This window comes from Pseudomonas sp. GW456-12-10-14-LB2 (assembly GCF_002884345.1).
Taxonomy (GTDB): domain Bacteria; phylum Pseudomonadota; class Gammaproteobacteria; order Pseudomonadales; family Pseudomonadaceae; genus Aquipseudomonas; species Aquipseudomonas paraglycinae.
Genome location: NZ_POHV01000014.1, coordinates 54,148 through 79,509 on the forward strand (window position 1 = coordinate 54,148; position 25,362 = coordinate 79,509).

Annotated in this window: 27 protein-coding genes and 1 tRNA gene; 20 read left to right on the forward strand and 8 right to left on the reverse strand. The window is 59.9% G+C overall.

What is annotated here, in order from left to right; genetic code table 11:
- Positions 1 to 38: 38 nt before the first annotated feature.
- Together C1X29_RS11915 and C1X29_RS11920 are read left to right on the forward strand one after the other, a co-directional pair.
- The gene (locus C1X29_RS11915) at positions 39 to 293 is read left to right on the forward strand and encodes a succinate dehydrogenase assembly factor 2 (RefSeq protein WP_007957989.1); all 255 of its coding nucleotides are present in this window, start codon (positions 39 to 41) and stop codon (positions 291 to 293) included.
- Positions 277 to 729 (forward strand): protein YgfX, encoded by a 453-nt coding sequence (locus C1X29_RS11920; RefSeq protein ID WP_102717520.1) that lies wholly within the window; start codon positions 277 to 279, stop codon positions 727 to 729. The genes C1X29_RS11915 and C1X29_RS11920 overlap by 17 nt, the downstream gene beginning before the upstream one ends.
- On the opposite strand, the gene nadB is transcribed toward C1X29_RS11920, so the two are convergent.
- Positions 698 to 2,314, reverse strand: coding sequence for an L-aspartate oxidase (nadB, locus tag C1X29_RS11925; protein WP_007957994.1), 1,617 nt, complete (start codon positions 2,312 to 2,314; stop codon positions 698 to 700). The two genes, C1X29_RS11920 and nadB, sit on opposite strands and share 32 nt — an antisense overlap.
- A 558-nt stretch (positions 2,315 to 2,872) precedes the next feature.
- On the opposite strand from nadB, the gene rpoE reads away from it, so the two are divergent.
- From rpoE to C1X29_RS11945, 4 genes are all read left to right on the forward strand, one after another.
- Positions 2,873 to 3,454, forward strand: coding sequence for an RNA polymerase sigma factor RpoE (gene rpoE / locus C1X29_RS11930; protein ID WP_003172477.1), 582 nt, complete (start codon positions 2,873 to 2,875; stop codon positions 3,452 to 3,454).
- Between the two features lie 31 nt (positions 3,455 to 3,485).
- Positions 3,486 to 4,073, forward strand: coding sequence for a sigma-E factor negative regulatory protein (locus tag C1X29_RS11935; RefSeq protein ID WP_085747223.1), 588 nt, complete (start codon positions 3,486 to 3,488; stop codon positions 4,071 to 4,073).
- Positions 4,074 to 4,081: 8 nt separating this feature from the next.
- A complete protein-coding gene (locus tag C1X29_RS11940) occupies positions 4,082 to 5,044 on the forward strand; it encodes a MucB/RseB C-terminal domain-containing protein (RefSeq protein WP_007958001.1) in 963 nt (320 codons plus the stop codon).
- Between the two features lie 206 nt (positions 5,045 to 5,250).
- Positions 5,251 to 6,699, forward strand: a complete 1,449-nt coding sequence (locus C1X29_RS11945) for a DegQ family serine endoprotease (protein ID WP_085747221.1) — start codon at positions 5,251 to 5,253, stop codon at positions 6,697 to 6,699.
- A 77-nt stretch (positions 6,700 to 6,776) separates the two neighbouring features.
- Here the strand turns inward: C1X29_RS11945 and C1X29_RS11950 are convergent, their stop codons facing one another.
- Positions 6,777 to 8,210, reverse strand: coding sequence for a M48 family metalloprotease (locus tag C1X29_RS11950; protein ID WP_011332906.1), 1,434 nt, complete (start codon positions 8,208 to 8,210; stop codon positions 6,777 to 6,779).
- A 97-nt stretch (positions 8,211 to 8,307) separates the two neighbouring features.
- Between C1X29_RS11950 and C1X29_RS11955 the strand changes: the two genes are divergently transcribed.
- Both C1X29_RS11955 and C1X29_RS11960 read left to right on the forward strand, forming a co-directional pair.
- Positions 8,308 to 8,547: a sulfurtransferase TusA family protein gene (locus tag C1X29_RS11955; RefSeq protein WP_007958011.1), complete on the forward strand. Its 240-nt coding sequence runs from the start codon at positions 8,308 to 8,310 to the stop codon at positions 8,545 to 8,547.
- 32 nt (positions 8,548 to 8,579) lie between these two features.
- Positions 8,580 to 9,650 carry an AI-2E family transporter gene (locus C1X29_RS11960; RefSeq protein ID WP_007958012.1) on the forward strand — a complete coding sequence of 357 codons (1,071 nt, stop codon included), beginning with the start codon at positions 8,580 to 8,582 and terminating at the stop codon, positions 9,648 to 9,650.
- A gap of 34 nt (positions 9,651 to 9,684) precedes the next feature.
- Here the strand turns inward: C1X29_RS11960 and C1X29_RS11965 are convergent, their stop codons facing one another.
- Both C1X29_RS11965 and C1X29_RS11970 read right to left on the reverse strand, forming a co-directional pair.
- Positions 9,685 to 10,158 (reverse strand): peroxiredoxin, encoded by a 474-nt coding sequence (locus tag C1X29_RS11965; RefSeq protein ID WP_102685968.1) that lies wholly within the window; start codon positions 10,156 to 10,158, stop codon positions 9,685 to 9,687.
- A gap of 10 nt (positions 10,159 to 10,168) precedes the next feature.
- Positions 10,169 to 10,729, reverse strand: a complete 561-nt coding sequence (locus C1X29_RS11970) for a glycine cleavage system protein R (RefSeq protein ID WP_007958014.1) — start codon at positions 10,727 to 10,729, stop codon at positions 10,169 to 10,171.
- 313 nt (positions 10,730 to 11,042) lie between these two features.
- Here C1X29_RS11970 and dapA point away from each other — a divergent pair, with 313 nt between their 5' ends.
- The 5 genes from dapA to C1X29_RS12000 all read left to right on the forward strand — a co-directional run bounded on the left by dapA (position 11,043) and on the right by C1X29_RS12000 (position 14,732).
- Positions 11,043 to 11,921, forward strand: coding sequence for a 4-hydroxy-tetrahydrodipicolinate synthase (gene dapA / locus C1X29_RS11980; RefSeq protein WP_085747220.1), 879 nt, complete (start codon positions 11,043 to 11,045; stop codon positions 11,919 to 11,921).
- A gap of 17 nt (positions 11,922 to 11,938) precedes the next feature.
- A complete protein-coding gene (gene bamC / locus C1X29_RS11985; RefSeq protein ID WP_102685969.1) occupies positions 11,939 to 13,054 on the forward strand; it encodes an outer membrane protein assembly factor BamC in 1,116 nt (371 codons plus the stop codon).
- 4 nt (positions 13,055 to 13,058) lie between these two features.
- A complete protein-coding gene (locus tag C1X29_RS11990; RefSeq protein WP_007958017.1) occupies positions 13,059 to 13,817 on the forward strand; it encodes an MBL fold metallo-hydrolase in 759 nt (252 codons plus the stop codon).
- A 28-nt stretch (positions 13,818 to 13,845) separates the two neighbouring features.
- Positions 13,846 to 14,559: a phosphoribosylaminoimidazolesuccinocarboxamide synthase gene (gene purC / locus C1X29_RS11995; RefSeq protein WP_102685970.1), complete on the forward strand. Its 714-nt coding sequence runs from the start codon at positions 13,846 to 13,848 to the stop codon at positions 14,557 to 14,559.
- Positions 14,560 to 14,642: 83 nt separating this feature from the next.
- Positions 14,643 to 14,732: transfer RNA gene (locus C1X29_RS12000), tRNA-Ser, on the forward strand.
- Between the two features lie 76 nt (positions 14,733 to 14,808).
- Here the strand turns inward: C1X29_RS12000 and C1X29_RS12005 are convergent.
- Together C1X29_RS12005 and C1X29_RS12010 are read right to left on the reverse strand one after the other, a co-directional pair.
- The gene (locus C1X29_RS12005) at positions 14,809 to 15,705 is read right to left on the reverse strand and encodes a DUF2950 domain-containing protein (protein WP_085747217.1); all 897 of its coding nucleotides are present in this window, start codon (positions 15,703 to 15,705) and stop codon (positions 14,809 to 14,811) included.
- Positions 15,702 to 17,099: a DUF3300 domain-containing protein gene (locus C1X29_RS12010; protein ID WP_102717521.1), complete on the reverse strand. Its 1,398-nt coding sequence runs from the start codon at positions 17,097 to 17,099 to the stop codon at positions 15,702 to 15,704. Before C1X29_RS12010 ends, C1X29_RS12005 begins: the two co-directional genes overlap by 4 nt.
- 257 nt (positions 17,100 to 17,356) lie before the next feature.
- On the opposite strand from C1X29_RS12010, the gene ppk2 reads away from it, so the two are divergent.
- A complete protein-coding gene (gene ppk2, locus C1X29_RS12015) occupies positions 17,357 to 18,181 on the forward strand; it encodes a polyphosphate kinase 2 (RefSeq protein ID WP_085747215.1) in 825 nt (274 codons plus the stop codon).
- Positions 18,182 to 18,240: 59 nt separating this feature from the next.
- Here ppk2 and C1X29_RS12020 read toward each other — a convergent pair whose 3' ends face one another.
- Positions 18,241 to 18,432 carry a DUF1508 domain-containing protein gene (locus tag C1X29_RS12020; RefSeq protein ID WP_011332915.1) on the reverse strand — a complete coding sequence of 64 codons (192 nt, stop codon included), beginning with the start codon at positions 18,430 to 18,432 and terminating at the stop codon, positions 18,241 to 18,243.
- Positions 18,433 to 18,709: 277 nt separating this feature from the next.
- On the opposite strand from C1X29_RS12020, the gene C1X29_RS12025 reads away from it, so the two are divergent.
- The 6 genes from C1X29_RS12025 (at position 18,710) to C1X29_RS12050 (ending at position 24,290) form a co-directional block, all read left to right on the forward strand.
- Positions 18,710 to 19,678 (forward strand): glycosyltransferase family 2 protein, encoded by a 969-nt coding sequence (locus C1X29_RS12025; protein ID WP_085747214.1) that lies wholly within the window; start codon positions 18,710 to 18,712, stop codon positions 19,676 to 19,678.
- 3 nt (positions 19,679 to 19,681) lie between these two features.
- Positions 19,682 to 20,392: a bifunctional 2-polyprenyl-6-hydroxyphenol methylase/3-demethylubiquinol 3-O-methyltransferase UbiG gene (locus tag C1X29_RS12030; protein ID WP_102717522.1), complete on the forward strand. Its 711-nt coding sequence runs from the start codon at positions 19,682 to 19,684 to the stop codon at positions 20,390 to 20,392.
- Complete coding sequence (locus C1X29_RS12035) at positions 20,389 to 20,775, forward strand: GtrA family protein (protein WP_085747212.1); 387 nt, start codon at positions 20,389 to 20,391, stop codon at positions 20,773 to 20,775. The genes C1X29_RS12030 and C1X29_RS12035 overlap by 4 nt, the downstream gene beginning before the upstream one ends.
- Entirely contained in the window at positions 20,772 to 22,868 is a 2,097-nt protein-coding gene (locus C1X29_RS12040) for a DUF6311 domain-containing protein (protein ID WP_102717523.1), read from the forward strand. The genes C1X29_RS12035 and C1X29_RS12040 overlap by 4 nt, the downstream gene beginning before the upstream one ends.
- 72 nt (positions 22,869 to 22,940) lie before the next feature.
- Positions 22,941 to 23,867, forward strand: a complete 927-nt coding sequence (locus tag C1X29_RS12045) for a LysR substrate-binding domain-containing protein (protein WP_045121852.1) — start codon at positions 22,941 to 22,943, stop codon at positions 23,865 to 23,867.
- A gap of 57 nt (positions 23,868 to 23,924) precedes the next feature.
- A complete protein-coding gene (locus tag C1X29_RS12050; protein ID WP_085683117.1) occupies positions 23,925 to 24,290 on the forward strand; it encodes a 5-carboxymethyl-2-hydroxymuconate Delta-isomerase in 366 nt (121 codons plus the stop codon).
- A 3-nt stretch (positions 24,291 to 24,293) separates the two neighbouring features.
- Here the strand turns inward: C1X29_RS12050 and C1X29_RS12055 are convergent, their stop codons facing one another.
- Positions 24,294 to 25,229, reverse strand: a complete 936-nt coding sequence (locus C1X29_RS12055; protein WP_085747210.1) for a LysR family transcriptional regulator — start codon at positions 25,227 to 25,229, stop codon at positions 24,294 to 24,296.
- Positions 25,230 to 25,362: the final 133 nt, after the last annotated feature.

Here is a 25,362-nt window from a genome sequence, read left to right on the forward strand (position 1 = left end):
CGGGCCTGTATACTTGCGGCCTATTTGAGGAGGGCTCCATGGTCGAACAAGTTGAACTGAATCGCCTCTTTTGGCACAGCCGTCGCGGCATGCTTGAGCTTGACGTGTTGCTGGTGCCGTTCGTGAAAGAGGTCTACGCCAATCTGAACGAGGTGGATCGCGCGCTGTATGTCCGCCTGCTCGAGTGCGAGGATCAGGACATGTTCGGCTGGTTCATGGAGCGCAGCGAATCGGAAGATCCCGAACTGCAACGCATGGTTCGCATGATTCTGGATCGTGTCCAGCCCAAGTAACACGTTTGAATGCCGCTGGCATGCCTCACGGCAGTTGCTGGCGGCATATCTGCTGGCCCAGGCATTCGCGCTGGGTTCTCTGTTTCTGTTATCGATTCCATTCTGGGTTTTTCTGCTTGGGGCTTTCGCGTGTCTCGCCAATGCTGCCTGGGTGTTGCCGCGGCACATCCTGCTGAGTCATCCCAAGGCATTCTGCGGATTGCGCCGGGACGCCGATGGCTGGCAACTGTGGAACCGGGCCGATGGCTGGCAGGCGGTGCAATTGCGCCCGGACAGTCTGGCGCTGCCACTGATCGTGGTGCTGCGCTTTCGATTGCGCGGTGAGTGGCGGGTCAGGTCGATCTGCGTGCCCCGGGATTCGCAGGCGGCGGATCTGCACCGACGCCTGCGGGTACGCCTCAAGCTTAGCCGACGTAGGTGGGCGGCACCAGAATAGTGTCGAGTGCTTCGGGCAGCAGGTCCGGGTAGTCGAGGGTGTAATGCAGACCACGGCTTTCCTTGCGCTCCATGGCCGAGCGGATCATCAGTTCCGCTACCTGCGCCAGGTTGCGCAGCTCGATCAGGTCACGGCTGACTTTATAGTTGCTGTAGAACTCGTCGATTTCGTCCAGCAGCAAACGCACGCGATGCTGGGCCCGTTGCAGGCGCTTGTTGGTGCGCACGATGCCCACGTAGTCCCACATGAAGCGCCGCAATTCGTCCCAGTTGTGGGCGATGATCACGTCTTCATCGGAGTCGGTCACCTGGCTGGCGTCCCAGGCGGGCAGGGCGCGCGGGATCGCGACGTCGGGCAGTTGCTCGAGAATGTCCGCCGCCGCCGATCGGGCGTAGACGAAGCATTCGAGCAGCGAGTTGCTAGCCATGCGGTTGGCGCCGTGCAGGCCGGTGAAGCTGGTTTCGCCGATGGCGTACAAACCGGGCACGTCGGTGCGGCCCTGTTGATCGACCATCACGCCGCCGCAGGTGTAATGCGCCGCCGGCACGACCGGGATCGGTTGCTTGGTGATGTCGATGCCGAATCCGAGGCAGCGCTCGTAGACGGTCGGGAAGTGCGATTTGATGAAGGCTTCGGGTTTGTGGCTGATATCGAGGTAGACGCAGTCGACACCCAGACGCTTCATTTCGTGGTCGATGGCGCGGGCGACGATGTCCCGTGGCGCCAGTTCTGCACGTGAGTCGAAGCGCTGCATGAAGCGTTCGCCGTTCGGCAGCTTCAAATGGGCGCCTTCACCGCGCAGGGCTTCGGTTACCAGAAAGCTCTTGGCTTGCGGGTGATAAAGGCAGGTGGGGTGGAACTGGTTGAACTCCAGGTTCGCCACCCGGCAACCCGAACGCCAGGCCATGGCGATGCCATCACCGCAGGCACCGTCGGGGTTGCTTGTATAGAGATAGACTTTGGCAGCGCCGCCGGACGCCAGGATCACGAAGCGTGCCCCGAAGGTATCGACTTCCCCGGTTTTGCGGTTTAGCACGTAGGCGCCCAGGCAGCGTTCGCCTTCCAGCCCCAGCCGACGCTCGGTGATCAGATCGACCGCTACCCGCTGTTCGAGCAATTCGATGTTCGGCCGTTCTTTGGCCTGGGCCAGCAGGGTCGTGAAGATCGCAGCGCCAGTGGCATCGGCGGCATGGATGATCCGTCGATGGCTGTGGCCGCCTTCGCGGGTGAGGTGGAATTCAAAGCCGCCATCTTCTGTACCGGACTGTTCGTCACGAGTGAAGGGCACGCCCTGGTCGATCAGCCACTGGATCGCTTCCTTGCTGTGCTCGACGGTGAAACGCACGGCGTCTTCATGGCACAGGCCGCCGCCGGCATTCAGGGTGTCATCGACGTGGGATTCGACGGTGTCGGTATCATCCAGCACGGCCGCGACGCCACCCTGGGCCCAATAGGTCGAGCCGTTGGCGAGGTCGCCTTTGCTCAGTACGGCGATGCGCAAGTGACCGGGCAGGGTCAGCGCGAGACTCAAACCGGCAGCGCCGCTGCCAATCACCAGAACATCGTGTTGAAACTGTTGGCTCATTTCAGGATTCCGCTCAAAGCGACCCGGGTCGGGGTTGGCGCAGGACAGGCGGATGGGCGAGTCGAGACAGCCACACAGCCCACTAGTATATAGAGGGGTGGAGCGGCACAATAGCCGGGCCGATATGGCATTGTGAAACTACCGTGACGGAAAAATACCGACGCTTTGTCGGAAGTTTTTTTCAGCAGTTTTGGGAAAAAGCGACTGTATCGCAGATGAAACACGCTTTTTCCGCTCACGGTTGCACAATGTCGGCGCGGCACGTCTATAAATATTTGGAACTTTTGCCAGAGGCTCAAGATCAATAGACAGTTGCCCGAAACAAGGGACAGTGTCGGCTTCAATGCGGAACCTGCGATTGGGTTCTTGCCGGCGAGCCGATGACAAGATTATTCGCGCAGCCGGTTCATCCCGCGCTGCGTTTTTCGTGCGTGCCAAATCAGAGCCCGCAGGAAACTTGCTTGGAGGGGGAGAACTTTTGCGAAAAGCCCGAGTCTATGTTTGCAAGTCCGGTCGTTTGGTCATGCAAGCCTCCTCCGAGTTTATCGAGGAGTGTTCATGCTAACCCAGGAAGAGGATCAGCAGCTGGTCGAACGCGTTCAGCGTGGCGACAAGCGAGCTTTCGATCTGTTGGTGCTGAAGTATCAGCACAAAATTCTCGGGTTGATCGTGCGTTTTGTGCACGACACCCATGAAGCCCAGGACGTCGCACAAGAAGCCTTTATCAAGGCGTATCGAGCGCTTGGAAATTTCCGCGGCGACAGTGCGTTTTATACGTGGCTGTACCGCATCGCCATTAACACGGCGAAGAACTATCTGGTTTCACGCGGCCGTCGGCCGCCGGATAGCGATGTAAGTTCCGAGGATGCAGAGTTCTACGATGGCGATCACGGCCTGAAAGATCTCGAGTCTCCTGAACGTGCATTGCTGCGGGATGAGATCGAAGGCACCGTCCATCGAACCATTCAGCAACTGCCAGAGGATTTGCGCACGGCGTTAACTTTGCGCGAATTCGATGGTCTGAGTTACGAGGACATTGCGAGCGTCATGCAATGTCCGGTTGGTACCGTGCGCTCCCGGATTTTCCGCGCCCGGGAGGCCATCGATAAAGCCCTGCAACCGTTGTTGCAGGAAAACTAAAGACAGCGGCGACAGCCAAGAGAGGAACGCCATGAGTCGTGAAGCCCTGCAGGAATCGCTGTCCGCAGTGATGGATAACGAAGCGGACGAACTGGAATTGCGTCGAGTGCTCAATGCACTGGACGACGTTGAAACCCGTGAAACCTGGGCTCGTTACCAGATCGCTCGGGCAGCCATGCACAAGGATCTGTTGCTTCCACGTCTGGATCTCGCTGCGGCGGTTTCAGCTGCGCTGGAAGACGAAGCGACCCCTGCCAAAGTGACACGCGGCCCATGGCGCAGCCTCGGTCGTCTGGCTGTAGCCGCTTCGGTGACCGTTGCTGTATTGGCAGGTGTTCGTCTGTACAACCAGGACGAAATCGCCGGCGTCGAACTCGCTCAGCAATCCAATCAGCCAGTGCTGGCTACCCCTCAGGTAAAAGGCCCGGCGGTATTGGCAGGCTATAATGAGAGTTCGGAAGCTACTGGCCCAATGGCCAATGGCGTACTGCAAGGTCAGCCAGGCTGGCACGATCAGCGTCTGCCAGGTTACCTGCGTCAACATGCTCAACAGGCTGCCTTGAAAGGCACCGAGAGCGCGCTGCCATATGCACGTGCAGCAAGCCTGGAAAACCGTTAAGGGGGATCATGCGCGCCATACCTCTACTTTCGCTTCTGCTCAGCGGCTGGTTCATTGTCCCAGCCCACGCCGACGAGGCTCAGGACTGGTTGACCCGCCTGGGCCAGGCCGAGCAGCAGCAAAGCTTTCACGGCACATTCGTTTACGAGCGTAACGGTAGCTTTTCTACCCACAACATCTGGCATCGCGTCCAGAATGGCCAGGTCCGAGAGCGTTTGCTTCAGCTCGACGGTTCGGCTCAGGAAGTCGTGCGCATTGATGGGCATACTCAATGCGTCAGCGGCACCCTGATTGCGGGTCTGGGGGATTCTCCCAATTCCGCCGCTCGCCCTCTCGATCCCCAAAAGCTGAAGAACTGGTATGAGCTTGCCGTCATTGGCAAGTCGCGCGTGGCCGGGCGTGAAGCGGTGATCGTATCGCTGACGCCGCGTGATCAGCACCGCTACGGTTTCGAACTGCATCTGGACAAGGAAACGGGCCTGCCGCTCAAGTCTCTGCTGTTGAACGACAAGGGGCAGTTGCTTGAGAGATTCCAGTTTACGCGGCTGGATACCTCTGAAGTCCCATCCGATAAAGACCTGCAAGCCAACTCCGATTGCAAGACAGTCACGCTCGACAGCGACAAGGCGTCTGCGGTCAAAACCGCACAGGTCTGGCGTTCCGACTGGCTGCCTCCTGGCTTTGAACTGACCAGCAGTTCCTCGCACAAGGATCCGGAAACCAAGACCCAGGTCAACAGCCTGATGTATGACGATGGTCTTGCCCGCTTCTCCGTGTTTCTCGAGCCGCTGAACGGCGCAACTGTCACCGATACCCGGACTCAACTGGGCCCGACCGTTGCCGTATCCCGCCGTCTGACAACGCCTCAAGGCGAAATGATGGTGACGGTGGTTGGCGAGATTCCAATCGGGACCGCCGAACGGATTGCCCTGTCGATGCGCAATGATGGCGCTGCAACCAGCAAGCAGTGAGCTGATTCCAGCTATCTCCACTTCGTCGTCGAGACGTGAAATGTTTGCTGAGCATTTTCATTTGCAAAACACCCGAAAATTTTTTATAGGTCAGAGCCTCTCGGCTCTGGCCTTGTTTGTTGTTCCCGGAACAAAAATGCCGGCCTGTGGTTTCCGGTGTTCCTTGCTCCATATCGCTTAACCCTGCTCGTCGTAACGGGAGCTGTATGTCGATACCAAGCTTGAAGTCTTATCTCTCCATTTTCGCCACTGTGCTGGTGCTCGGTCAGGCTGTTCCTGCAGTCCAAGCGGCTGAAGCGGCCAGTCCGGCCAACCTGCCTGATTTCACCCAACTGGTCGAACAGGCCTCGCCTGCGGTGGTGAACATCAGTACCACGCAAAAGCTGCCGGATCGCAAAGTGAACCAGCAGATGCCTGACCTGGAAGGCTTGCCACCGATGCTGCGCGAGTTCTTCGAGCGGGGCATGCCGCCGCAACAGCGTTCTCCGCGTGGTGATCGTCAGCGCGAAGCGCAATCGTTGGGTTCGGGCTTCATCATTTCGCCGGATGGCTACATCCTGACCAACAACCACGTAATCGCCGATGCCGATGAAATTCTCGTCCGTCTGGCTGATCGCAGTGAAATGAAAGCCAAGCTGATCGGCACCGACCCACGCTCCGACGTAGCGCTGCTGAAAATCGAAGGCAAGGATCTGCCAGTGCTGAAACTCGGCAAATCCCAGGACCTGAAAGCCGGTCAATGGGTGGTCGCAATCGGTTCGCCATTCGGCTTTGACCACACCGTGACCCAAGGCATCGTCAGTGCCGTCGGCCGCAGTCTGCCGAACGAAAACTACGTGCCATTCATCCAGACCGACGTGCCGATCAACCCGGGTAACTCCGGTGGCCCACTGTTCAACCTGAACGGTGAAGTGGTCGGGATCAACTCGCAGATCTATACCCGTTCCGGTGGCTTCATGGGCGTGTCGTTCGCCATTCCGATCGACGTGGCCATGGACGTTTCAAATCAGCTGAAAAGCGGCGGCAAAGTCAGCCGTGGCTGGTTGGGCGTCGTCATCCAGGAAGTGAACAAGGATCTGGCCGAGTCGTTCGGTCTGGATAAACCGGCCGGTGCGCTGGTTGCACAGATTCAGGATGACGGCCCGGCTGCCAAGGGCGGTCTGCAAGTGGGTGACGTGATTCTGAGCATGAACGGTCAACCGATCGTCATGTCCGCTGACTTGCCACATCTGGTGGGTGCTTTGAAGGCTGGCGCCAAAGCCAATCTCGAAGTGATTCGCGACGGCAAGCGCAAGAATGTCGAGCTGACTGTCGGCGCCATTCCAGATGAAGACAAGGAACTGGATGCTCTGCCAAAATCTGGTGCTGAAACCAACAGCAATCGTCTGGGTGTATCGGTTGCCGAGCTGAGCGCCGAGCAGAAGAAAACCTACGATCTGAAGGGCGGTGTGGTGATCAAGGAAGTGCAGGACGGTCCTGCAGCCCTGATCGGTCTGCAACCGGGCGACATCATCACGCACCTGAACAATCAGGCCATTGGTTCTTCCAAGGAGTTCGCCGAGATCGCCAAGGCGCTGCCGAAAAACCGTTCGGTGTCGATGCGCGTTCTGCGTCAGGGCCGTGCCAGCTTCATCACCTTCAAACTGGCTGAATGATCCAGTTATCGAAGAAGTAAAAAAACCGCCTCGAAAGAGGCGGTTTTTTTGTGTCCGGAATTTGTCGCAGCGCGGGCTTAACCCATCATGTCCTTGACCATGCGCTCCTGCTCCATCAGTTCGCGCTGGCGGGCATCGATGCGTGAGGACAGCGGGAAGTTGCTGCCTGCCTTGCGCTTGGCGAAGTCCAGTTGCTGGATGGCCTGGCGGTAATCGCCGACCAGCGCGAAATATTCGGCACGGGCCTGATGCAGGCCAATGATGTTGCCGGACAGTCCGCGTGTTTCTGCAACCTGATACCAGACGTCCGGATCGTCCGGACGCGATTTCAACAAACCTTCCAGCGCCTTCTCCGCATCGGCGGTACGATTTTGTTTCAGCAGCAGATCGACGCGTACCTGGTTCAGCGGGTAGTTGCCTGGATACTGACTGAGCATCCGGTCAACGCGTGACTGGGCATCGGCCAACTTATTGTTGGTGATGTCCAGATCGACCTGCGCCAGGTTGTAGATGATCTCGTTCGGCGATTTCTCCAGCAGTTGCTTGAGATTCTCCCGTGCTTCGTTCAACTGACCGCCCTTGATCTGGGCGATCGCCAGACCATAGCGAGCCACGTCGTTTTTAGGGTTCTCATCCAGTTGCGCGCGGAAGCGCTTGGCACCAAGGCCCGGTGTTTCTTCGTAGGTCAACTGCACCCGCGCGCGGATCAGTTGGTAGCGCTTGCTGTCTTCGATGCCGCCGGGTTTAGCCTGTTCGGCGCGGTTGCGGGTGTCGGCGATACGCGATTCGGTGACAGGGTGAGTCAGCAGGAATTCCGGCGGCTTGGCGTCGAAACGATACTGGCGCATCAAACGCTCGAACATGGTCGGCATCGAGCGCGGATCGTAGCCTGCCTTCTCCAGATTGAGGATGCCGATGCGGTCGGCTTCCTGCTCGTTCTGGCGCGAGAAGCGCCGTTGTTCCTGAATCGCCGCCGCCTGGGTGCCGGCAATCGCTGCAATCCCGGCATCGCCTGCGCCGGCAGCAGCGATCACGATACCGGCCAGCAGCGCCGCCATCATCGGCACCTGCATCCGCTGCGAAGCCTCGACGCCTCGGGCGAAGTGGCGTTGGGACAAGTGAGCCAGTTCGTGAGCCAGTACCGAGGCATATTCGCCCTCGGTCTGGGCATTGAGGAACAGACCGCCGTTGACCCCGACAATCCCGCCCGGCGCCGCAAAGGCGTTGAGCTGCGGGCTGTTGATCAGGATGAATTCCAGGCGTCGGTCATTGACCTGGCTGGTTTCCACCAGCTTATAGACGCTGGACTCGACGTAGTCCTTGAGCTGTGGATCGTTGAGCTGCGAAACCTGGCTGCGCAGCAAGGCCAGCCAGGCGCGACCCAGTTGATATTCCTGTTGTGGCGAGACGATGGCAGAGCTGGCGTCACCGAGTGACGGCAGGTCGTCGGCGAAGCCCGGTGAGGCGAGCAGGCAAGCGAGCGTCAGCAGGGTAGGGCGCAGAAATGTCATGCACAAAGCCTTAGTCGACAAAGACCTTACTGTAGCCGGACACCGGGCCTGCGACCAGATATTCTAGGCAGCCTGACCACCTGATCCGGAGTGACGCATGACCGACGCTGTAGCCCATGACTGTGAACTGGACGCCAGTGGCCTGAATTGTCCGTTGCCGTTGCTCAAGGCCAAGATGGAGCTGAACAAGCTGCCTAGTGGCGCGGTACTCAAGGTAATTGCCACGGATGCAGGCTCGCAGCGCGACTTTCGCACCTTTGCCAAGTTGGCCGGTCATACGCTGCTGCGTGAAGAAGACGAGGCGGGTGTCTACCGTTACTGGCTGAAAAAAGCCTGAAACCGACCGCGTAAATGACCTAAGGAAAATTGATGTTCAAAGTGTTGCGCGACTGGATTCAGCGCTACTTCTCCGATGAGGAAGCGGTGGTGCTGGCGGTTTTGCTGTTTCTCGCCTTCACCGCGGTGCTGACGCTGGGCGGAATGCTCGCGCCGGTGCTGGCCGGGATGGTGCTGGCGTACCTGATGCAGGGGCTGGTGGTCACGCTCGAACGCCTGCGCGTACCCGGCGGCGCGGCGGTCGGTCTGGTGTTTGCGCTGTTCATGGGCGTGCTGATGGTGTTCATCGTCGTGGTGCTGCCGTTGCTCTGGCATCAGTTGATCACCCTGTTCAACGAATTGCCTGGGATGCTCGCCAAGTGGCAATCGCTGCTGTTGTTGCTGCCCGAGCGCTATCCGCATCTGGTCTCCGACGAGCAGGTACTGCAAGCCATCGAAGCAGCGCGAGGCGAGATCGGCAAGTTCGGCCAGTGGGCGCTGACATTCTCGTTGTCGAGCCTGCCGCTGCTGGTGAACATCATGATCTATCTGGTGCTGGTGCCGATCCTGGTGTTCTTCTTCCTCAAGGATCGGGCAATGATCGGCGAGTGGGTGCGCGGCTATTTGCCGCGTGAGCGGGCGCTGATCACCCGGGTCGCCGAGGAAATGAACCGGCAGATCGCCAACTACATTCGCGGCAAGGTCATCGAAATCGTGATCTGTGGCGGCGTGACCTATATCGCTTTCGTCGCACTGGGTCTCAACTACGCGGCGCTGCTGGCCCTGTTGGTCGGCGTATCGGTGGTGGTGCCGTATGTCGGCGCCGTGGTGGTGACCGTGCCGGTGCTGCTAATTGCGCTGTTCCAGTGGGGCTGGAGTGATCAGTTCATCTATCTGATGGCGGTTTACGGGATCATCCAGACGCTGGATGGCAACGTGCTGGTGCCGTTGCTGTTTTCCGAAGCGGTCAACCTGCACCCGGTGGCAATCATCTGCGCGGTGCTGTTGTTCGGCGGGTTGTGGGGATTCTGGGGCGTGTTCTTCGCGATTCCGCTGGCAACGCTGTTCAAGGCTGTGCTTGATGCCTGGCCGCGCAAGGAGCCGGTGGTGGCGCCGCTGCTTTGAGAATGAATCGGCGCCCGCAAGGGCGCCGACAACATCAGGCCTTGTTCAGCGCCTGAGCAGCAGCCAGCACTGCATCGACATGTCCTGGTACCTTCACACCGCGCCATTCCTGACGCAGTACACCGTTCTTGTCGATCAGGAAGGTGCTGCGATCAACGCCCAGGTATTCCTTGCCGTAGAGTTTTTTCAGCTTGATCACGTCGAACAGCTGGCAGACGGCTTCGTCCTTGTCGCTGATCAGCTCGAACGGAAACTCCTGCTTGCACTTGAAGTTCTCGTGGGACTTCAGGCTGTCGCGGGAAATCCCGAAGATTTCCGTGTTGGCAGCCTTGAATGCTGCGTATTGATCGCGAAATCCCTGGCCTTCGGTCGTGCAGCCCGGGGTGCTGTCCTTCGGATAGAAGTAGATCACCACTTGCTTGTCCTTGAGGGCCGACAGGCTGACAGTCTGCCCGCTGGTGGCAGGTGCTTCGAAATCCGTAACCGGTTGGTCGATGACAACGGCCATGAAAGCTTCCTTACATTGGGTTCTGTGGGCGCCACGGTTCGATCAGTGCATCCAGGTTCATGGCGTCGGCGAAATCCAGGAACTGGTCGCGCAGCCAGCTGATCTGGGTGCCGGCGGGCAGGGTCACGGTGAACGTGGCGTTGAGCATGGTGCCGCCGGTCTGCGGTGCCTGATAGGTATCGCACGTCAGGTTTTCCAGCTCGACGTTGTGATCCATGAAGAACTGGCACAGCTCGTTGATGATGTCCGGACGGTACGCCGAAGACACGTAAGCCACGTACGGCAGGGCTTGCGGACGGTTTTCCAGGGCGGCGCTGCGCACCACGTTGACGGTGAACGCATGACGCTTGGCCAGCACCGGCAGGCTGCCTTCAAGGCGAGCCAGGGCGTCCCAGCTGCCGGAGACTTCGAGCACCAGCGCGCTGCACTCGCCGTGGCGGGTCAGGCGCGAGGTGACCACCGCGCAGCGGTTTTCATGGCTGGCGCGGCACAGGACGTTGGTCAGCTCCATGGGATTGGCGCCGAGGGCACTGATGACAAGGAATTGTTCGCGAACTGTGGGGGTGGACATGCAGCATTCCTAAAGCGATGAGCGGTCGGTAGGGAGAGGGCGTTGATTGCCGGGGCAATGACTGTCCGGAAGGCCCGATTCGTGTGGCGTTACGGCTCCATCAACAAGGAAGCGTACGGCAACGACACTGGAACGGGGCCCGGGAGGCCGAAACGGGAGACTGGAACCCGGCGTACAAGCTGATCAGTACCGATCAAAGTCTGAAGGGTAGCGAAAAGCGGCGCCAAGGGGAATGGCGGCACAGTACTTCGCTTGTGCAAGCATCTTGGCGCCAGTACCATTACCGCTCTCTTTTTCCGGCAGGAGCGGTTTCATGATTGCGGGCAGTATGGTGGCACTGGTCACACCCATGGATGCACAAGGGCGTCTTGACTGGGACAGCCTCAGCAAACTCGTGGACTTCCATCTCAAGAACGGCACTCATGCCATTGTCGCGGTCGGCACCACCGGCGAGTCGGCAACCCTTGATGTAGAAGAACACATCGCCGTCATCAAAGCCGTGGTCAAACAGGTTGCCGGTCGCATTCCGGTGATCGCCGGTACCGGCGCCAACTCGACCCGCGAAGCTGTCGAGCTGACCCGCAATGCCAAAGAAGCCGGCGCCGATGCCTGCCTGCTGGTCGTCCCGTACTACAACAAGCCGACCCAGGAAGGCCTGTACCAGCACTTCAAGCACATCGCCGAAGCGGTCGACATCCCGCAGATTCTCTACAACGTTCCCGGCCGCACCTCCTGCGACATGCAGGCCGAGACCGTGATCCGCCTGTCCACCGTGCCGAACATCATCGGCATCAAGGAAGCGACCGGCGACCTGAAACGCGCCAAGGCGATCATCGACGGCGTGAGCAAGGACTTCATCGTGCTGTCCGGCGATGATCCGACCGCAGTCGAGCTGATTCTGCTGGGCGGCAAGGGCAACATCTCCGTCACCGCCAACGTCGCCCCGCGCGAAATGGCCGACCTGTGCGAGGCCGCGCTCAAGGGCGACGCCGAGACCGCACGGGCCATCAACGAAAAACTGATGCCGCTGCACAAGGACCTGTTCATCGAAGCCAACCCGATTCCTGTGAAGTGGGCTTTGGTCGAAATGGGCCTGATGCACGAAGGCATCCGCCTGCCGCTGACCTGGCTGAGCACACCTTGTCATGAAACGTTGCGCTCGGCCCTGCGCCAGTGCAGCGTCCTGGTTTAATTGAGGAAGTACAACGCATGAAGCGAATGGCCGGACTTTCCGCACTTGCCTTGATTATCTCCAGCACCAGTGGCTGCGGATGGGTCTGGGGCCCGGAAGGTTATTTCCGTGACCGTGGTAGCGATTACCTGGAAGCGCAACAGACTGCACCGATGCAACTGCCACCGGATGTCAGCACCTCCAAGCGCCTGGATCCGCTGCTGCCGATCCCGCGCAACGTGGCCGACGACACCGCCAAGGGTGAATACATCGTTCCGCGCCCTCAACCGCTGTCGACCGTTGCCGACGCCAGCGACTACTCGCTGCAGAAGAGCGGTGATTCGCGTTGGGTCATGGCCCAGCACCCACCGGCCGAAGTCTGGCCAGTGGCGGTGCAGTACTTCCAGGACAACGGTTTCCGTCTGGATGAACAGCGCCCGCAAACCGGTGAATTCACCACTACCTGGCAGCATTCCGACGAACTGTCCGCCGCCATGGCCAAGCGCCTGAGCGCCGCCGGCGTCAGCAACGACAGCGAAACCCGCGTGCGGGTGCGCATCGAGCCAGGCGTGCAGCGCAACACCAGTGAAGTCTATGTGGTCAGCGCCGAGCGTCCTGCCGGCAGCACCGCCAATGTCGATTTCACCAACCGTTCGGTCAACACTGGCCTGGACGCTGCGCTGGTCGACGACATGCTCGCAAGCATGAGCCGTACCTCCGAGAAGGGTGGTTCGGTGTCGATGCTGGCTTCGCGTGATTTCGATACCCCGAGCCGTGTCAGCCTGAGTGAAGACGGCAGCGGCAACCCGGTACTGAACGTCGGTACGGACCTGGATCGTGCCTGGTCGAGCGTCGGTCGTGCGCTGGAGCAGGGCGAATGGCGCGTTGAAGACATCAACCGCAGCTTGGGTCTCTACTACATCAACTTGTCCGAAAAGGCCGAGAAGAAAGACGAGAAGCCTGGTTTCTTCAGCAGCCTGTTCGGCAGCGCGCCGACCAAGGAAGAAGTTGAAGCCCGCGCCGAGCGCTATCAGGTTCGCCTGAGCAAGGTCGGCGAGAACGTTCAGGTGACCGTCGAGAAAAACATCAACACCGTTGCGCCGGCCGATGTGGCTCGCAAAGTGTTGAGCGTGATTCAGGACAACCTGGGCTGATCCAATGCGTTTTGCCGTTCTCGGCAGCGGTAGCCAAGGGAACGGCACGCTGATCGCCAGTGCTGATACGTATGTGCTGGTGGATTGTGGTTTTTCCCTGCGGGAAACCGAAAAACGCCTGTTGCGCCTGGGTGTGAACCCGGCGCAACTGAGCGCGATACTCGTAACCCACGAACATGCCGACCACGTGCATGGCGTGGGTTTGCTGTCTCGGCGCTACAATCTGCCTGTCTACCTCAGTCGCGGCACACTGCGCGGGATGCGCAAACCGATTGAACCTGCCGGTTTCGTGACTGGTGGCGAGCAACTGCAGATCGGTGCTCTGAACATCGGGGTCATTGCCGTGGCCCATGATGCGCAGGAACCGACCCAGTACGTGTTCAGTGACGGTGAGCGGCGCTTCGGCCTGCTGACTGACCTGGGCTCTTACTGCGAGCGGGTGCTGGACGGTTATCGGGACCTTGATGCGTTGATGATCGAGTCCAATCACTGTCGCGACATGCTGGCCCGTGGTCATTACCCGTACTTTCTCAAGCAGCGGGTGGGCGGCGAGCTGGGACATTTGAACAACCATCAGGCGGCATTCCTGGTGGCCGAGTTGGGCTGGCAAGGCCTGCAACACCTGGTCCTGGCCCATCTGAGCAGCAAGAACAACCTGCCGCAGCTGGCCCGGCAATGTTTTGTCGACACCCTCGGGTGCGACCCGGACTGGCTGCAACTGGCCGATCAAGATTCAGGGCTCGACTGGCGCCACATCGCCTAGCCCATCTACTTAGCAAGCGGAGCCCATCATGGAAAAACGTGAAGAACTCTACCGCGGCAAAGCCAAATCGGTTTACAAGACCGACGACGCTGACCGCTTGATCCTGCTGTTTCGCAACGACACTTCGGCGTTCGACGGCAAGCGCATCGAGCAGCTCGACCGCAAAGGCATGGTGAACAACAAGTTCAACGCCTTCATCATGCAGAAACTCGAAGCGGCTGGCATTCCGACCCAGTTCGACAAGCTGCTGGCCGACAACGAAGTGCTGGTGAAAAAACTCAACATGATCCCGGTCGAGTGCGTCGTGCGTAACTACGCCGCCGGCAGCCTGGTCAAGCGTCTGGGCGTCGAGGAGGGCATGAAGCTCAACCCGTACACCTTCGAACTGTTCCTGAAGGACGACGCCAAGGGCGACCCGTTCATCAACGAATCCCACGTCGTGGCGTTCGGCTGGGGCACCGCCGAGCAACTGGCGCGCATGAAAGAACTGTCGCTCAAGGTCAACGAAGTCCTGAGCAAACTGTTCGACGACGCAGGCCTGCTGCTGGTGGACTTCAAGCTTGAATTCGGCGTGTTCAGCGACGGCTCCATCGTCCTGGGCGACGAGTTCAGCCCGGACGGCTGCCGTCTGTGGGACAAGGACACCAAGAAGAAGATGGACAAGGACCGCTTCCGCCAGGGCCTCGGTGACGTCATCGAAGCCTACGAAGAAGTCGCCAACCGTCTGGGCGTACCGCTTTAATCGACGCAAGCATCTGATAGCACGGAGAAATTTTCGAAAGAGGGTTTGCTTTCGCTAAAAGTGTTGTTATGATGCGCGCCGTTGGAGAGATGCCAGAGTGGCCGAATGGGACGGATTCGAAATCCGTTGTACCTTCACCGGTACCTAGGGTTCGAATCCCTATCTCTCCGCCATACATAGAAAAAGCCCCGTAGCTGAGAAGCTACGGGGCTTTTTCGTTTCTGATCCAACGCAATTCGATACCCCCAACTACTTCTGCCCCAAATCCACCACCTCCCAACTATCATCCGGATCAAACCGCTTCATTGCCTTCGCCACTTTCTCCCCATCCGGCCCGAGGTCCTTCTGAAACACCTGGCCCTCATGGCTGATCATGAAGCTCATCACCCCGGTGTCGGCATACTTCGCAGGCCAGGCGATCAAGGCGAATCCGCGGCTCATCTTGTCTCCAATCAGATAGCTATAGGCGCCGCCCGGGGCTGACGGGCCTTGGGCGTCGAGGATGCGGAAGTGGTAGCCGTGCCAGTCTTCGTCGTTGATGGCCTGGCCAAAGGCAGGGCCGAGGGGGCTGATCTGGTTGGTGTCGTCTTCTGGCCAATAGAGGCCGTCGTGTTTGCCGGGGGAGCTGAAGATTTTCTGTGCGTATTCGAGGGCGCCGTCGCCGTCGCGGTCTTCCGAGGCGTAGTCCATTTGCGCATCGTGGTAGGCCAGCGCCGATTGCACTGCCGCCAGTTCGTTGCGGCCGATGCGGCGGGCACGGATTTCGGCCTTTGCGGCGTTCATGTCGAAGCGCCAGCCGGTTTTGTCTTTGATGAGCGGGATGGGCAGCGTCCAGTGATCGGGCCCGACGGAGAGCACGGCCTTGCTGTCGCCGGTCTTTTCCAGCGTGTGCTGTTCGCGGTATTGCTGCAGGAAGGCATCGACATCGCTGCGCTGCACGCCTTCACGGGGAATGAAGCTGTGCCATTCCTCGCCCAGCAGTTCGGTCAGGCGTTTTTGGTCGGCGTGTTGCGTACCGAGGGCTTCGACGAAGGCGTCAGCGGCTTTTTCCGGGGTTGGAAATACTTGCTGGGCCGAGACGAAGGTCGAGAATGCGAGGCCGGCAGCGAGGGTCAGGCAGCTCCTGACCAGAGAATGAATGTTCATCGGCGGCCACCTCCTCTCTGGCGCATGCCTCCGCCGGACGGCCGGCTGATCTGATGTCCGGCGGCGCGGGAGGTGTTGGGACGTTGCGCAGAAATCTGGCTGGCCCGGCCGCGATCAGCCTGCACTCGGGTCTGTGACGGAGCGCGCGCACCGGCAAAGGCGTTGTTTCGCGCACTGCCCGCGGCGGGTCGGGCCTGAGACGCACGGTTGTCACGTTGATTAACGCCCGGCTGGCGCGCCTCCCGCGTGTTGGCTTGAGCGCGGTCGGCGGCTCTGGGTCTGTCCGCACCACCTTGCAGGCGGTTGCCGACATTGGCGGATTGCGCTTCGCGGACTTGATTGCGGGCTTCCCGATTGCTGGTGGCGGGGCGTTCAAAACCGGCTCTGTCCATCGAACTGCGCGCCTGTTCCCGAGCCTGCGCCCGCTGCGCGTTGTCGCCGCGATAGGCGTCACGCTGAGCCGCACCGTCCAGCTGCCGGCCATACTGGGCGCGGCTGCGGTTGTCACGATAGGGCACGCCATCGCGATGCACGGTGTTGTGCTGCCACTTGTTCTGGTTGTTGGTGATGCGGTTGTTGGCGTTGATGTTGTTGTAACGGTTCACATCGATGTCGATGTCGTTATTGCCCCAGTCGCAGTCGCCCCACAACGACGCGACGACCGCCACGCCCGTACCGAAAGCCAATCCTGCCACCAGTGCCTGACCCGGGTAGTAAGCGGGCGGCGGGTAATACACCGGCGGCGAGGCCGGATAAGGCCAGGTGCCGTAAGTGGTCGTCGGGTTATAGGTCGGGACGTAGACCACCTGCGGATCGGCGGGCTGAATGATGATGGTCGTGTTGTCGGCAGGCTTGGTTGTCCCGGCAGAGATGGGCGGCGTTACGTTTTGCACTGTCACATTCTGATATTGATTGCTCTGCAGATTGCCCGCCGCCTGGGCCTGACGCCGCAAGCGCTGAACGCCCGCCATGAGTTCGTCAGGCTGGGCCAGAAAGGCATCCCCCAGACGTTGCACCCAGACCGGATCCTGCCCCAGTGTCGCCAAAACCTGCGGAAACGCCACCAACGCCTGCACGCTCGGATCCCACGTCTGGCTGGCTACTCGCTTGACTGCGTCATCGCCCTTGGCGTCCGGATGGGCCTTGGACCAGGCTGCGGCTTCGGCGACTTCTCCCGGATAGGTGGTGGCCATCAGCACTTGAGCGAGCAGTGGATCGGGATACAGGGCAATCGACGCGAGCATCTGATCGAGCTGTTCCGTGGTAAACACGGCATCTTTGGTCGCAGCGCTGGCAGCCGCCGGGGCCGCAGGTGCATCGGCGGCCTGCAACAAGAGCGGTGCAGCGCTCAAGGCGAGCAGGAGCGACGCGGCACGCAAGAGCGAACTGTGCATGACCTCTTCCCCACATCCAAATGGCAGGTTTGCATCCAGCGAGACATCCACGGCCAACATCGGACGCTGCGCCGTGAAGGAGGATGGTTGGCGATTGGCGTTCCGTCAAAAACTGCACAGGCTTTTTCGAAATAAGCACGTTGTCTGTGACTTACTGCACGTTTGCTTGCGTTTTGCGATAAATGACTAAACTTTCCGGTTCCAGGTCATGCATTGCCAACGAGCCTGGCTGTCGTTCCAACCCGAGAGGTCTGGTCATGGCAAAGGGAAAGAAGAAAGACTCGCCCCGAGAAAAAACTGACGAACATACAAAACTGTCGAATAAGGACTACCTTGCGGAACTGCGCCGCCTGCATGTCGAACTGGTAAAAATGCAGGAATGGGTGAAGGCCGAAGGCATCAAGATCTGCATCATCTTCGAAGGCCGTGACGGTGCGGGAAAGGGCGGCACCATCAAGGCGCTGACCGAGCGGGTCAGCCCGCGAGTCTTTCGCGTCATCGCGTTACCGGCGCCGACCGATCGCGAGAAGAGCCAGATGTACATGCAGCGCTACCTGCCACATTTGCCGGCGGCCGGCGAAGTGGTGATCTTCGACCGCAGTTGGTACAACCGCGCCGGCGTCGAACGGGTTATGGGCTTTTGCACGGACAAACAGGTCGACAAGTTTCTCAAGACCGTGCCGCTGGTGGAGCGCGCAGTTGTCGGTTCGGGGGTGATCCTGCTCAAGTACTGGCTGAATGTCAGCCAGGAAGAACAGACCCGGCGCCTGGAGGCGCGCATTGTCGACGGACGCAAGATCTGGAAACTGTCGCCGATGGACCTCAAGTCCTACAGCCGCTGGTATGACTACTCCCGGGCACGGGACGACATGATCGAAGCGACCGACACCGATTACGCACCGTGGCTGGTGGCCAACTCGAACGACAAGCGTCGGGCGCGGCTCAATATCATCTCCGACCTGCTCAGTCGCATCCCCTACAAAGAGGTGCCGCGAGAGAAGGTGACATTGCCCAAGCGGCAGAAACCGGGGGGATACAAGGAGTCGGATTATCCGTTCCGGAACATTCCTGAGAGATTCTGAAGCAACTTCAGAAGTCGCCGGAGCTGCCAACTCAGGCAGCCCGGCGTCCTGGACAGTCCTCAGATCTCCTTGACCGGAGTCTCTCCCTGCACACTCTTGATCAACTCGATCACATGCAGACAATCCGCCTTGTTCACATACGATTCGCCACTGGCGACCGTCTCGTGGTTGCCCGCGCGTAGCCGCCAGCGCCATTGGCCCTTGCCGGTGCTCGGGGTGCCTTTGGATTGCCTGTAAATCTCGAAATACATTCAGTTCGCTCCATGCGATTTATGTGCGACAGCCTGTGTGACGCCTCGACGCAAGCCTAGCGGAGCGCGGTTTTTTGGCTATCGGGGATTTGTTTCCAATCGTTCGTGAATGTTTCTGGAAGGCGCGGGCCAGAGCGCAGGGATCGCCCTCCGGATTGGCCGGAACGCCGTCGTTTCACCCTTGCATGACATTTCGGGCTGCTGCTTAATACGGTGCGGCTCATGGCGTCGAACAGCGTTCGGCGACCGACAATCACTATAAAAAAAGAGCAGTCCATTGACCCACTCGAATGGAACGCAGCACGCGGGCCCGGTGAAGTTGTCGCTGGTGGTTCCCGTGTTCAACGAAGAGGACAGCCTCGACGGCTTCCTCCTGCGCATTCGTCACGTATTCGAGCAAGAGGCGCTAATCAACCTGGAACTGGTGTTCGTCAACGACGGCAGTTCCGATACGACGCTGGAGCGTCTCCTGAACTGCCAGCAGAGCGATTCACGCATCCGCATCGTTGATCTGAGCCGCAATTTCGGCAAGGAAGCGGCGCTGTCCGCCGGTTTGCAGATCGTCACCGGGCAGATCGTGGTGCCGATCGATGTCGATCTTCAAGACCCTCCCGAGGTGATCTTGCAGATGATCGAGCGTTGGCGAGAAGGCTTCGAAGTGGTACTGGGGCATCGTCTCAGCCGGCGCAACGACACCTGGGCCAAGCAGACCTCCGCCAACTGGTTCTATCGCCTGCACAACCGGATTGCCGATCAGCCGTTGCCGGAGAATGTCGGCGATTTTCGCTTGATGGATCGCTGTGTGGTCGATGCATTGCTGACCTTGCCGGAATCGCGGCGTTTCATGAAGGGCCTGTTCGCCTGGGTCGGTTTCCGCACCACGCAAGTCGAATACGAGCGCCCGGAGCGGGCGGCGGGGCAGACCAAGTTCAATGGCTGGCGACTGTGGAATTTTGCGCTGGAAGGCATCACCAGTTTCAGCACCGAACCGCTGCGGATCTGGACATATCTGGGAGCGATGGTGTCGCTGGTGTCGTTCGCCTTTGCCATGTTCATCGTGGTGCGCACGCTACTGTACGGTGTCGATCTGCCGGGTTATGCGTCGCTGATGGTGGCCGTGACATTCCTCGGTGGCCTGCAACTGATCGGCATTGGCGTACTCGGTGAATACCTGGGGCGCACTTACATTGAAGCCAAGCGCCGACCGGTCTTTCTGGTGCGCCGCGTTTACGATCCCAAGGACTGACCGATGGACCTCAAGGAAACCGACATCCTCGGCGACAGCATCGGCGAGCATTGGTATTACTGCTCCAAAGCGGCTGCGACCCGGCGCTTGCTGGGTGAAGCGCCGATCAAGCGAATCCTCGATGTCGGTGCCGGTTCAGGCTTCTTTTCCCATCATTTATTGACCCACACGGCGGCGCGCGAAGCGTGGTGCGTGGACATCAGTTACCCGGCCGACTCGAGCGCCACCACTGCCAGCAAACCCGTGCATTACCGTCGCTCGATCGACAGCGTGGACGCTGATCTGGTGTTACTGATGGATGTGCTGGAACACGTCGATGACGACCTCGGCCTGCTCAAGTCCTACGTCGACAAAGTGCCGTCCGGCAGCCGTTTTTTGATGACCGTGCCGGCGTTCCAGTTCATGTGGAGCGGGCATGATGATTTTCTCGAACACAAACGTCGCTATACCCTGGGGCAATTCGAGGCTCTGGCGGGTAAGGCCGGATTGGCGGTAGAGCGGGGCGCTTATTACTTCGGAGCGGTGTTCCCGATTGCGCTGGCGTCGCGCCTGATACCCGGCGGCGCTCGGGGTTCGGCACCGCGTTCGCAGCTGAAAAAACATCATCCGCTGGTCAATACGCTGCTGAAAACCCTGTGCAGTCTCGAGCTGCCGTTGATGGGCATGAATCGCCTCGCCGGTTTGAGCGTGTTCGTGCTGGCGCGCAAACCGTGACGGCCGCCGAAAAGTCCCCGTTGATCCAGCGCGGTCTGCGTTTCGCCGTGACCGGTCTGTTCGTCACCGCGCTGCATGCGCTGGTGGCGGTGCTGTTCATCAATTTCGTCAGCCACCAGCCGCCTCTGGCGAACGGCGTGGCCTTTATCGTGGCGACGGTGGTGTCCTATGTGATCAACACCACCTGGAGTTTTTCTGCCCGACTGCACGGCAAAACCCTGCTGCGTTTCATGCTGGTTTCGGCGGGCGGCTTTCTGTTGGCGATGTTCGTGGCCTGGGCGGCGCAGATGGCCGGGCTGCACTATCTCGCCGGAATCGTTGCCGTGGCGCTGACGATTCCGGCATTCACCTTTGTACTGCACAACTTCTGGACATATCGATGACGGATTCACGGGAGCACCCGGCACTTTCCCTGCTGCCATTGTTCTTGGGTGTTCTGGTGTTTTTTCTGGTGGTCGGACCGCAAGCGCTGAACCCGCAAAACATTGGCTGGCTGGAGCAGGGCGATCCGGCCACGCATTATCTGGGCTGGGCGTTTTTCCGGCATGCGCCCTGGACATTTCCGCTCGGGCTCAATCCGTCTTACGGCCTGGAACTGGGCAGCGCAATCATTTTTTCCGACTCCAACCCACTGCTGGCGCTGTTGTTCAAGCCGTTCAGTGGCTGGTTGCCGGAGACCTTCCAGTATTTTGGTTTGTGGCTGCTGACCTGTTGTGTCCTGCAAGCCTGGTTTGGCTGGAAACTGCTGGGGCTGATGACGCCCCACCCCGTGATTCGCCTTCTGGGTGCAGGGTTGCTGGCGTTTTCGCCGGTGATGTTTTTTCGCCTGGTGGGGCACCTTTCCCTGGCGGGCCATTTCCTGATTCTGGCGGCGCTGTACCTGGTGTTGCTGCCGGATCTGCAACGTCGTCGCCTGGCGTGGGGCACGTTGCTGGCGGTGACGGCCTGGGTGCACGCCTACCTGCTGGCCATGGTTGCGCTGATCTGGCTGGCGGACCTGCTGGGCAAGACATTCAGTCGGTCATTGACCCGGGGGCAAGGGCTGATCGAGGGCGGCGTGCTTTTCGCCTTGGTGAGTGTGTGCTGCTGGCAGGCCGGTTACTTCAGCATTGCCGATGGCGCGGCAGCCAGTGGTTTTGGTTTGTACCGGATGAATCTGCTGTCGCCCGCCGACCCGGCAGGCTGGTCCCGTCTCCTTCCCGGTCTGCCGAAAGAGGAGGGGGATTACGAAGGTTTCAACTACTTCGGCCTGGGTGTTCTGTTGCTGGTGCCGCCGGCTTTTTTTGCCTGGCTGCGAAACCGGCGACTCTTGAACGATGAATTGCGTGCTCGTCCATGGCTGCTGGTGGCCATGCTCGGTTTATGGCTGTTCGCGCTGTCGAACCGAATAGGCATAGGCTCGTTGACGTTCGAGTATCCGCTACCCGATCGAATCATCGCCTTGGCCAGTATTTTTCGTGCCTCGGGTCGGATGTTCTGGCCGGTGTTGTATGCCTGCGTCCTGACCATGATTTTTCTAGTGGTACGCGGTTACCGGCCACGCATCGCCATCGGTTTGCTTGCGGTCGCGCTGTTGATCCAGGTGGCCGACACCCACGGCGGCTGGATGGGCATCAGGCAGGGGAAAATGCTGACCCCGTCATCGTACTGGACCAGTCCGATGACTGATCCCTTCTGGGCCAGTGCTGCTGCGCGTTACGCCAATGTGCGCAGCCTGATGCCGCAGAATCAGAGCGATCGCTGGCAGATGATCGCCGGTTTCGCAGCGACCCACGGGATGAAAACCGATGCAGTGTATCTGGGACGCATGAGCACTTCGGCGCTGGCGCAAGCACAGCAGAAAGCACGCGCGATGCTCGATTCGGGGCAATACGACGCTGACTCTTTGTACCTGCTGGACGACGATGCTCTGGTCGATGCCGCACGGAGCATCAACAGTGAAACCGATCTGCTGACGCGCGTGGACGGGGTGGCGGTGCTGGCGCCGGGCTGGAAGCGCTGCAGTGAGTGCCTGCAGGTGCCCGATGAAGGGCGGCAGATTTTGCTCACGCCCCTCACTCGTCCAGGGCAAACACTGACCTTCAATTATCGCAATCGACAACTGGCCAGCGGCTGGTCGAAGCCGGAAAACTGGGGGACGTGGACAGAAGGGCGACAGGCGAAAATCCAATTGCGGGTGCAGCCGCCGGCGCGTTCGATCGTGATCGACGCGCTGGCGTTCATCTCGCCTGGGCACCCCGGCCAGCGGGTGATCGTCAGCCTGAATGACCAACAGGTACTGGAGACCCGTTTGACGCAGTTTCAAGGCAATCGCCTGGAAATCCCGATCAGCGCCCAGCTCAGCCAGCGCCTCGGGAACGATGGCCGGGTCGATATCGAATTGCACTTGCCGGATGCCGTCAGCCCCCGACAGCTGGGTATCAACGACGATTCGCGGATCATGGGCCTGGGGCTGAAGACGTTGACGGTGCAATGACACGCCGTTTCGATGGACGCCGCCCCCGCGGCCTTTCTACACTGCCGCAATCTGGGGATCGGGGGGCAATGGATGAACCGCAATGAATTACGCAAGGCCGACATCAACCTGATGGTGGTGTTCGAGACCTTGATGCTCGAACGCAACGTGACCCGGGCCGCCGAGAAGCTGTTTCTCGGCCAGCCGACCATCAGTTCGGCGCTCAACCGTCTGCGCACCATGCTTAACGATCCGTTGTTCATTCGCGTCGGCCATCGCATGGAGCCGACCGCCCGCGCCGAAGACATTTATCGCCACCTGAAACCCGCGCTCGACTCGCTGTCGGTGGCGCTCAGCCTGACCCGGGATTTCGATCCCGCCGTCAGCACCATGACCTTTCGCATCGGTCTGTCGGATGACGTCGAATTCGGTCTTTTACCGCCGCTGTTGCGCGCCTTGCGCCAGGAAGCACCGAGCGTGGTATTCGTGGTGCAACACGTCGATTACTGGCGGATTCCCGATCTTCTGGCGGCGGGCGACATCACCGTCGGCATCAGCCAGACCCGCGGCCTGCCGGCCAATGCCAAGCGCAAGCTATTGCGACACATCCAACCGAGCATCCTGCGTGCCGACAAGTCCGACACGCCGCTGACCCTCGATGAATATTGCGCACGACCCCACGTGCTGGTTTCCCACACTGCCAATGTCAGTGGCTACGCCGATGAATGGCTGGCGGACATCGGTCGTACCCGTCAGGTGGTGTTGTCGGTGCCGCAGTACAGTTCGTTGCCAGCGCTGCTGGCCGGCACTGACCTGATTGCCAGCCTGCCGGATTACACCGCCGACGCCATGGCCGCTTCCGGGTTCTTGTTCAAGGAGCCGTTTCCGTTCAAGACCCCGACCCTCGACCTGTCGATGGTCTGGCTCAGCCACGTCGACAGCGACCCGGCCGAGCGCTGGTTGCGTTCGCGGCTGGAGCAGTTCATGAGCGAGCGTCCGGTGATGTCGTCGCTGGCGTGAGTCAGGCGTTGCTGTGTTATATGTACGACCTTTCCGCCGAACCACTGGAGCACCGAGATGCCACACCTGCACCTGGAATACACCGCCAACCTGCCGCAACTGAACGCCGACGTGGCGTTGATCCGGCTCAATAACACGCTGGTGGGTTCCGGTCAGTTCGCGGCGGAGTTCGATATCAAGAGCCGTGCGCTCAAGGTTGAAACCTTCAAGGTCGGCACTGCCATGAACGAGCGCGCCTTTGTCGCGGTGAGGCTGGCGCTGCTCAGCGGTCGTTCCCCGGAGATCAAGAAACAACTCTCGCAAAACCTGTTGGCGGTGCTGCAGGACCTGTGCGAATGGCCGGTCGGTGTCGAAGTGCAGTTGAGCGTGGAACTGCTCGATATCGACCGCGAGTCCTACAGCAAAGTCGCCATCGGCGTGTAGGACTCAGGCTGCCTCCAGCTCCGCGCAGGTCTTGATGACCTGCTCGCGCAGCCAGAGGTTGGCGCTGTCCTGATCGACGTTGTGGCACCACTGCATGTCAAGGGTGAAACCCGGCAAGCCGTTCGGCGCCTCGCAGTGATTGAACACGGCGTCGTTGGTCAGCAAACGCTGGATCCGCCGGGGCAGGGTCAGGATGAAATCGGTGCCGGTGATCATCTTCAACGCTGCGCTGTAACTGTTGGAGCGGGCGACGATCTGGCGTTTCTGCGCCTGCCGCGCCAGCCAGCCATCGACCATGTTGGTGGTCGACGTCCACGGCGTCGGGAACACATGCCGGCGTTCGGTGAAGGCTTGCAGGCTCAGGCGCGGCTCCAGCGGCGTGGCGCGTTTGTCGAAGACGCAGACCAGGTCATCTTCCAGCAACATCCTTGATTTCAGGTCGGCGTGGCTGCGATGGAAGTGCGGGCCGAAGCAGATCACCAGATCGAGACTGCCATCGCGCAATTCTTCGACCGGCACGTCGGTTTCGAACTTGTGCATGTTGACCATCACCGGCAAGTCATCGAAGTCAAAGCGCTTCAACATCCGTGGCAGGATCAGTTGCTCGAAGTATTCCGGGGCGCAGATGTTGAAGGTCACCGGTTGCGCCATCGGGTCGAAGGTCGGAGCGCCGGCGTGGCAGAGGTTGATGCTTTCGAGGATTTTCTGCACATGGCCGTACATGCTGCTGGCCTTGTAGGTCGGGCGCATGCCCGTGCGGGTGTTGACGAACAATTCGTCTTCGAAGCTGGTGCGCAGTTTTTTCAGGCAGTAACTGACGGTGGACTGGCTGACGAACAGCGCCTCCGACACGTCGGTGACGCTGCTTTGCTCATACACGGCGACAAACACCATGAGATCCTGCATGTCGAGCTTTCTAAGCAAGTTACTGTTCAGCATCCGTTCTGTCTCGCTGTGCTCCTTGCGCCGAATCCGCGCAAACGTGTGCGCATGATCGTAACGGAACGATGGTGCCAGGAGAAAGCCCTGTAGGACTTTTCACGGTCAGTTGTGGGACAGAAAGTTTTAGTAA

Bases quoted from the DNA above. Each gene is read 5' to 3' on its own strand.
- nadB (WP_007957994.1), bottom strand. From the start codon at position 2,314: ATGAGCCAACAGTTTCAACACGATGTTCTGGTGATTGGCAGCGGCGCT.
- C1X29_RS12050 (WP_085683117.1), top strand. From the start codon at position 23,925: ATGCCACACCTGCACCTGGAATACACCGCCAACCTGCCGCAACTGAAC.
- C1X29_RS12045 (WP_045121852.1), top strand. From the start codon at position 22,941: ATGAACCGCAATGAATTACGCAAGGCCGACATCAACCTGATGGTGGTG.
- C1X29_RS12055 (WP_085747210.1), bottom strand. From the start codon at position 25,229: ATGCTGAACAGTAACTTGCTTAGAAAGCTCGACATGCAGGATCTCATG.
- C1X29_RS12010 (WP_102717521.1), bottom strand. From the start codon at position 17,099: ATGCACAGTTCGCTCTTGCGTGCCGCGTCGCTCCTGCTCGCCTTGAGC.
- C1X29_RS11955 (WP_007958011.1), top strand. From the start codon at position 8,308: ATGACCGACGCTGTAGCCCATGACTGTGAACTGGACGCCAGTGGCCTG.
- C1X29_RS11935 (WP_085747223.1), top strand. From the start codon at position 3,486: ATGAGTCGTGAAGCCCTGCAGGAATCGCTGTCCGCAGTGATGGATAAC.
- C1X29_RS11990 (WP_007958017.1), top strand. From the start codon at position 13,059: ATGCGTTTTGCCGTTCTCGGCAGCGGTAGCCAAGGGAACGGCACGCTG.
- C1X29_RS11940 (WP_007958001.1), top strand. From the start codon at position 4,082: ATGCGCGCCATACCTCTACTTTCGCTTCTGCTCAGCGGCTGGTTCATT.
- C1X29_RS12020 (WP_011332915.1), bottom strand. From the start codon at position 18,432: ATGTATTTCGAGATTTACAGGCAATCCAAAGGCACCCCGAGCACCGGC.
- dapA (WP_085747220.1), top strand. From the start codon at position 11,043: ATGATTGCGGGCAGTATGGTGGCACTGGTCACACCCATGGATGCACAA.
- C1X29_RS12005 (WP_085747217.1), bottom strand. From the start codon at position 15,705: ATGAACATTCATTCTCTGGTCAGGAGCTGCCTGACCCTCGCTGCCGGC.
- C1X29_RS11945 (WP_085747221.1), top strand. From the start codon at position 5,251: ATGTCGATACCAAGCTTGAAGTCTTATCTCTCCATTTTCGCCACTGTG.
- C1X29_RS12040 (WP_102717523.1), top strand. From the start codon at position 20,772: ATGACGGATTCACGGGAGCACCCGGCACTTTCCCTGCTGCCATTGTTC.
- C1X29_RS12030 (WP_102717522.1), top strand. From the start codon at position 19,682: ATGGACCTCAAGGAAACCGACATCCTCGGCGACAGCATCGGCGAGCAT.
- rpoE (WP_003172477.1), top strand. From the start codon at position 2,873: ATGCTAACCCAGGAAGAGGATCAGCAGCTGGTCGAACGCGTTCAGCGT.
- bamC (WP_102685969.1), top strand. From the start codon at position 11,939: ATGAAGCGAATGGCCGGACTTTCCGCACTTGCCTTGATTATCTCCAGC.
- purC (WP_102685970.1), top strand. From the start codon at position 13,846: ATGGAAAAACGTGAAGAACTCTACCGCGGCAAAGCCAAATCGGTTTAC.
- C1X29_RS11965 (WP_102685968.1), bottom strand. From the start codon at position 10,158: ATGGCCGTTGTCATCGACCAACCGGTTACGGATTTCGAAGCACCTGCC.
- C1X29_RS11970 (WP_007958014.1), bottom strand. From the start codon at position 10,729: ATGTCCACCCCCACAGTTCGCGAACAATTCCTTGTCATCAGTGCCCTC.
- C1X29_RS11960 (WP_007958012.1), top strand. From the start codon at position 8,580: ATGTTCAAAGTGTTGCGCGACTGGATTCAGCGCTACTTCTCCGATGAG.
- C1X29_RS11950 (WP_011332906.1), bottom strand. From the start codon at position 8,210: ATGACATTTCTGCGCCCTACCCTGCTGACGCTCGCTTGCCTGCTCGCC.
- ppk2 (WP_085747215.1), top strand. From the start codon at position 17,357: ATGGCAAAGGGAAAGAAGAAAGACTCGCCCCGAGAAAAAACTGACGAA.
- C1X29_RS11915 (WP_007957989.1), top strand. From the start codon at position 39: ATGGTCGAACAAGTTGAACTGAATCGCCTCTTTTGGCACAGCCGTCGC.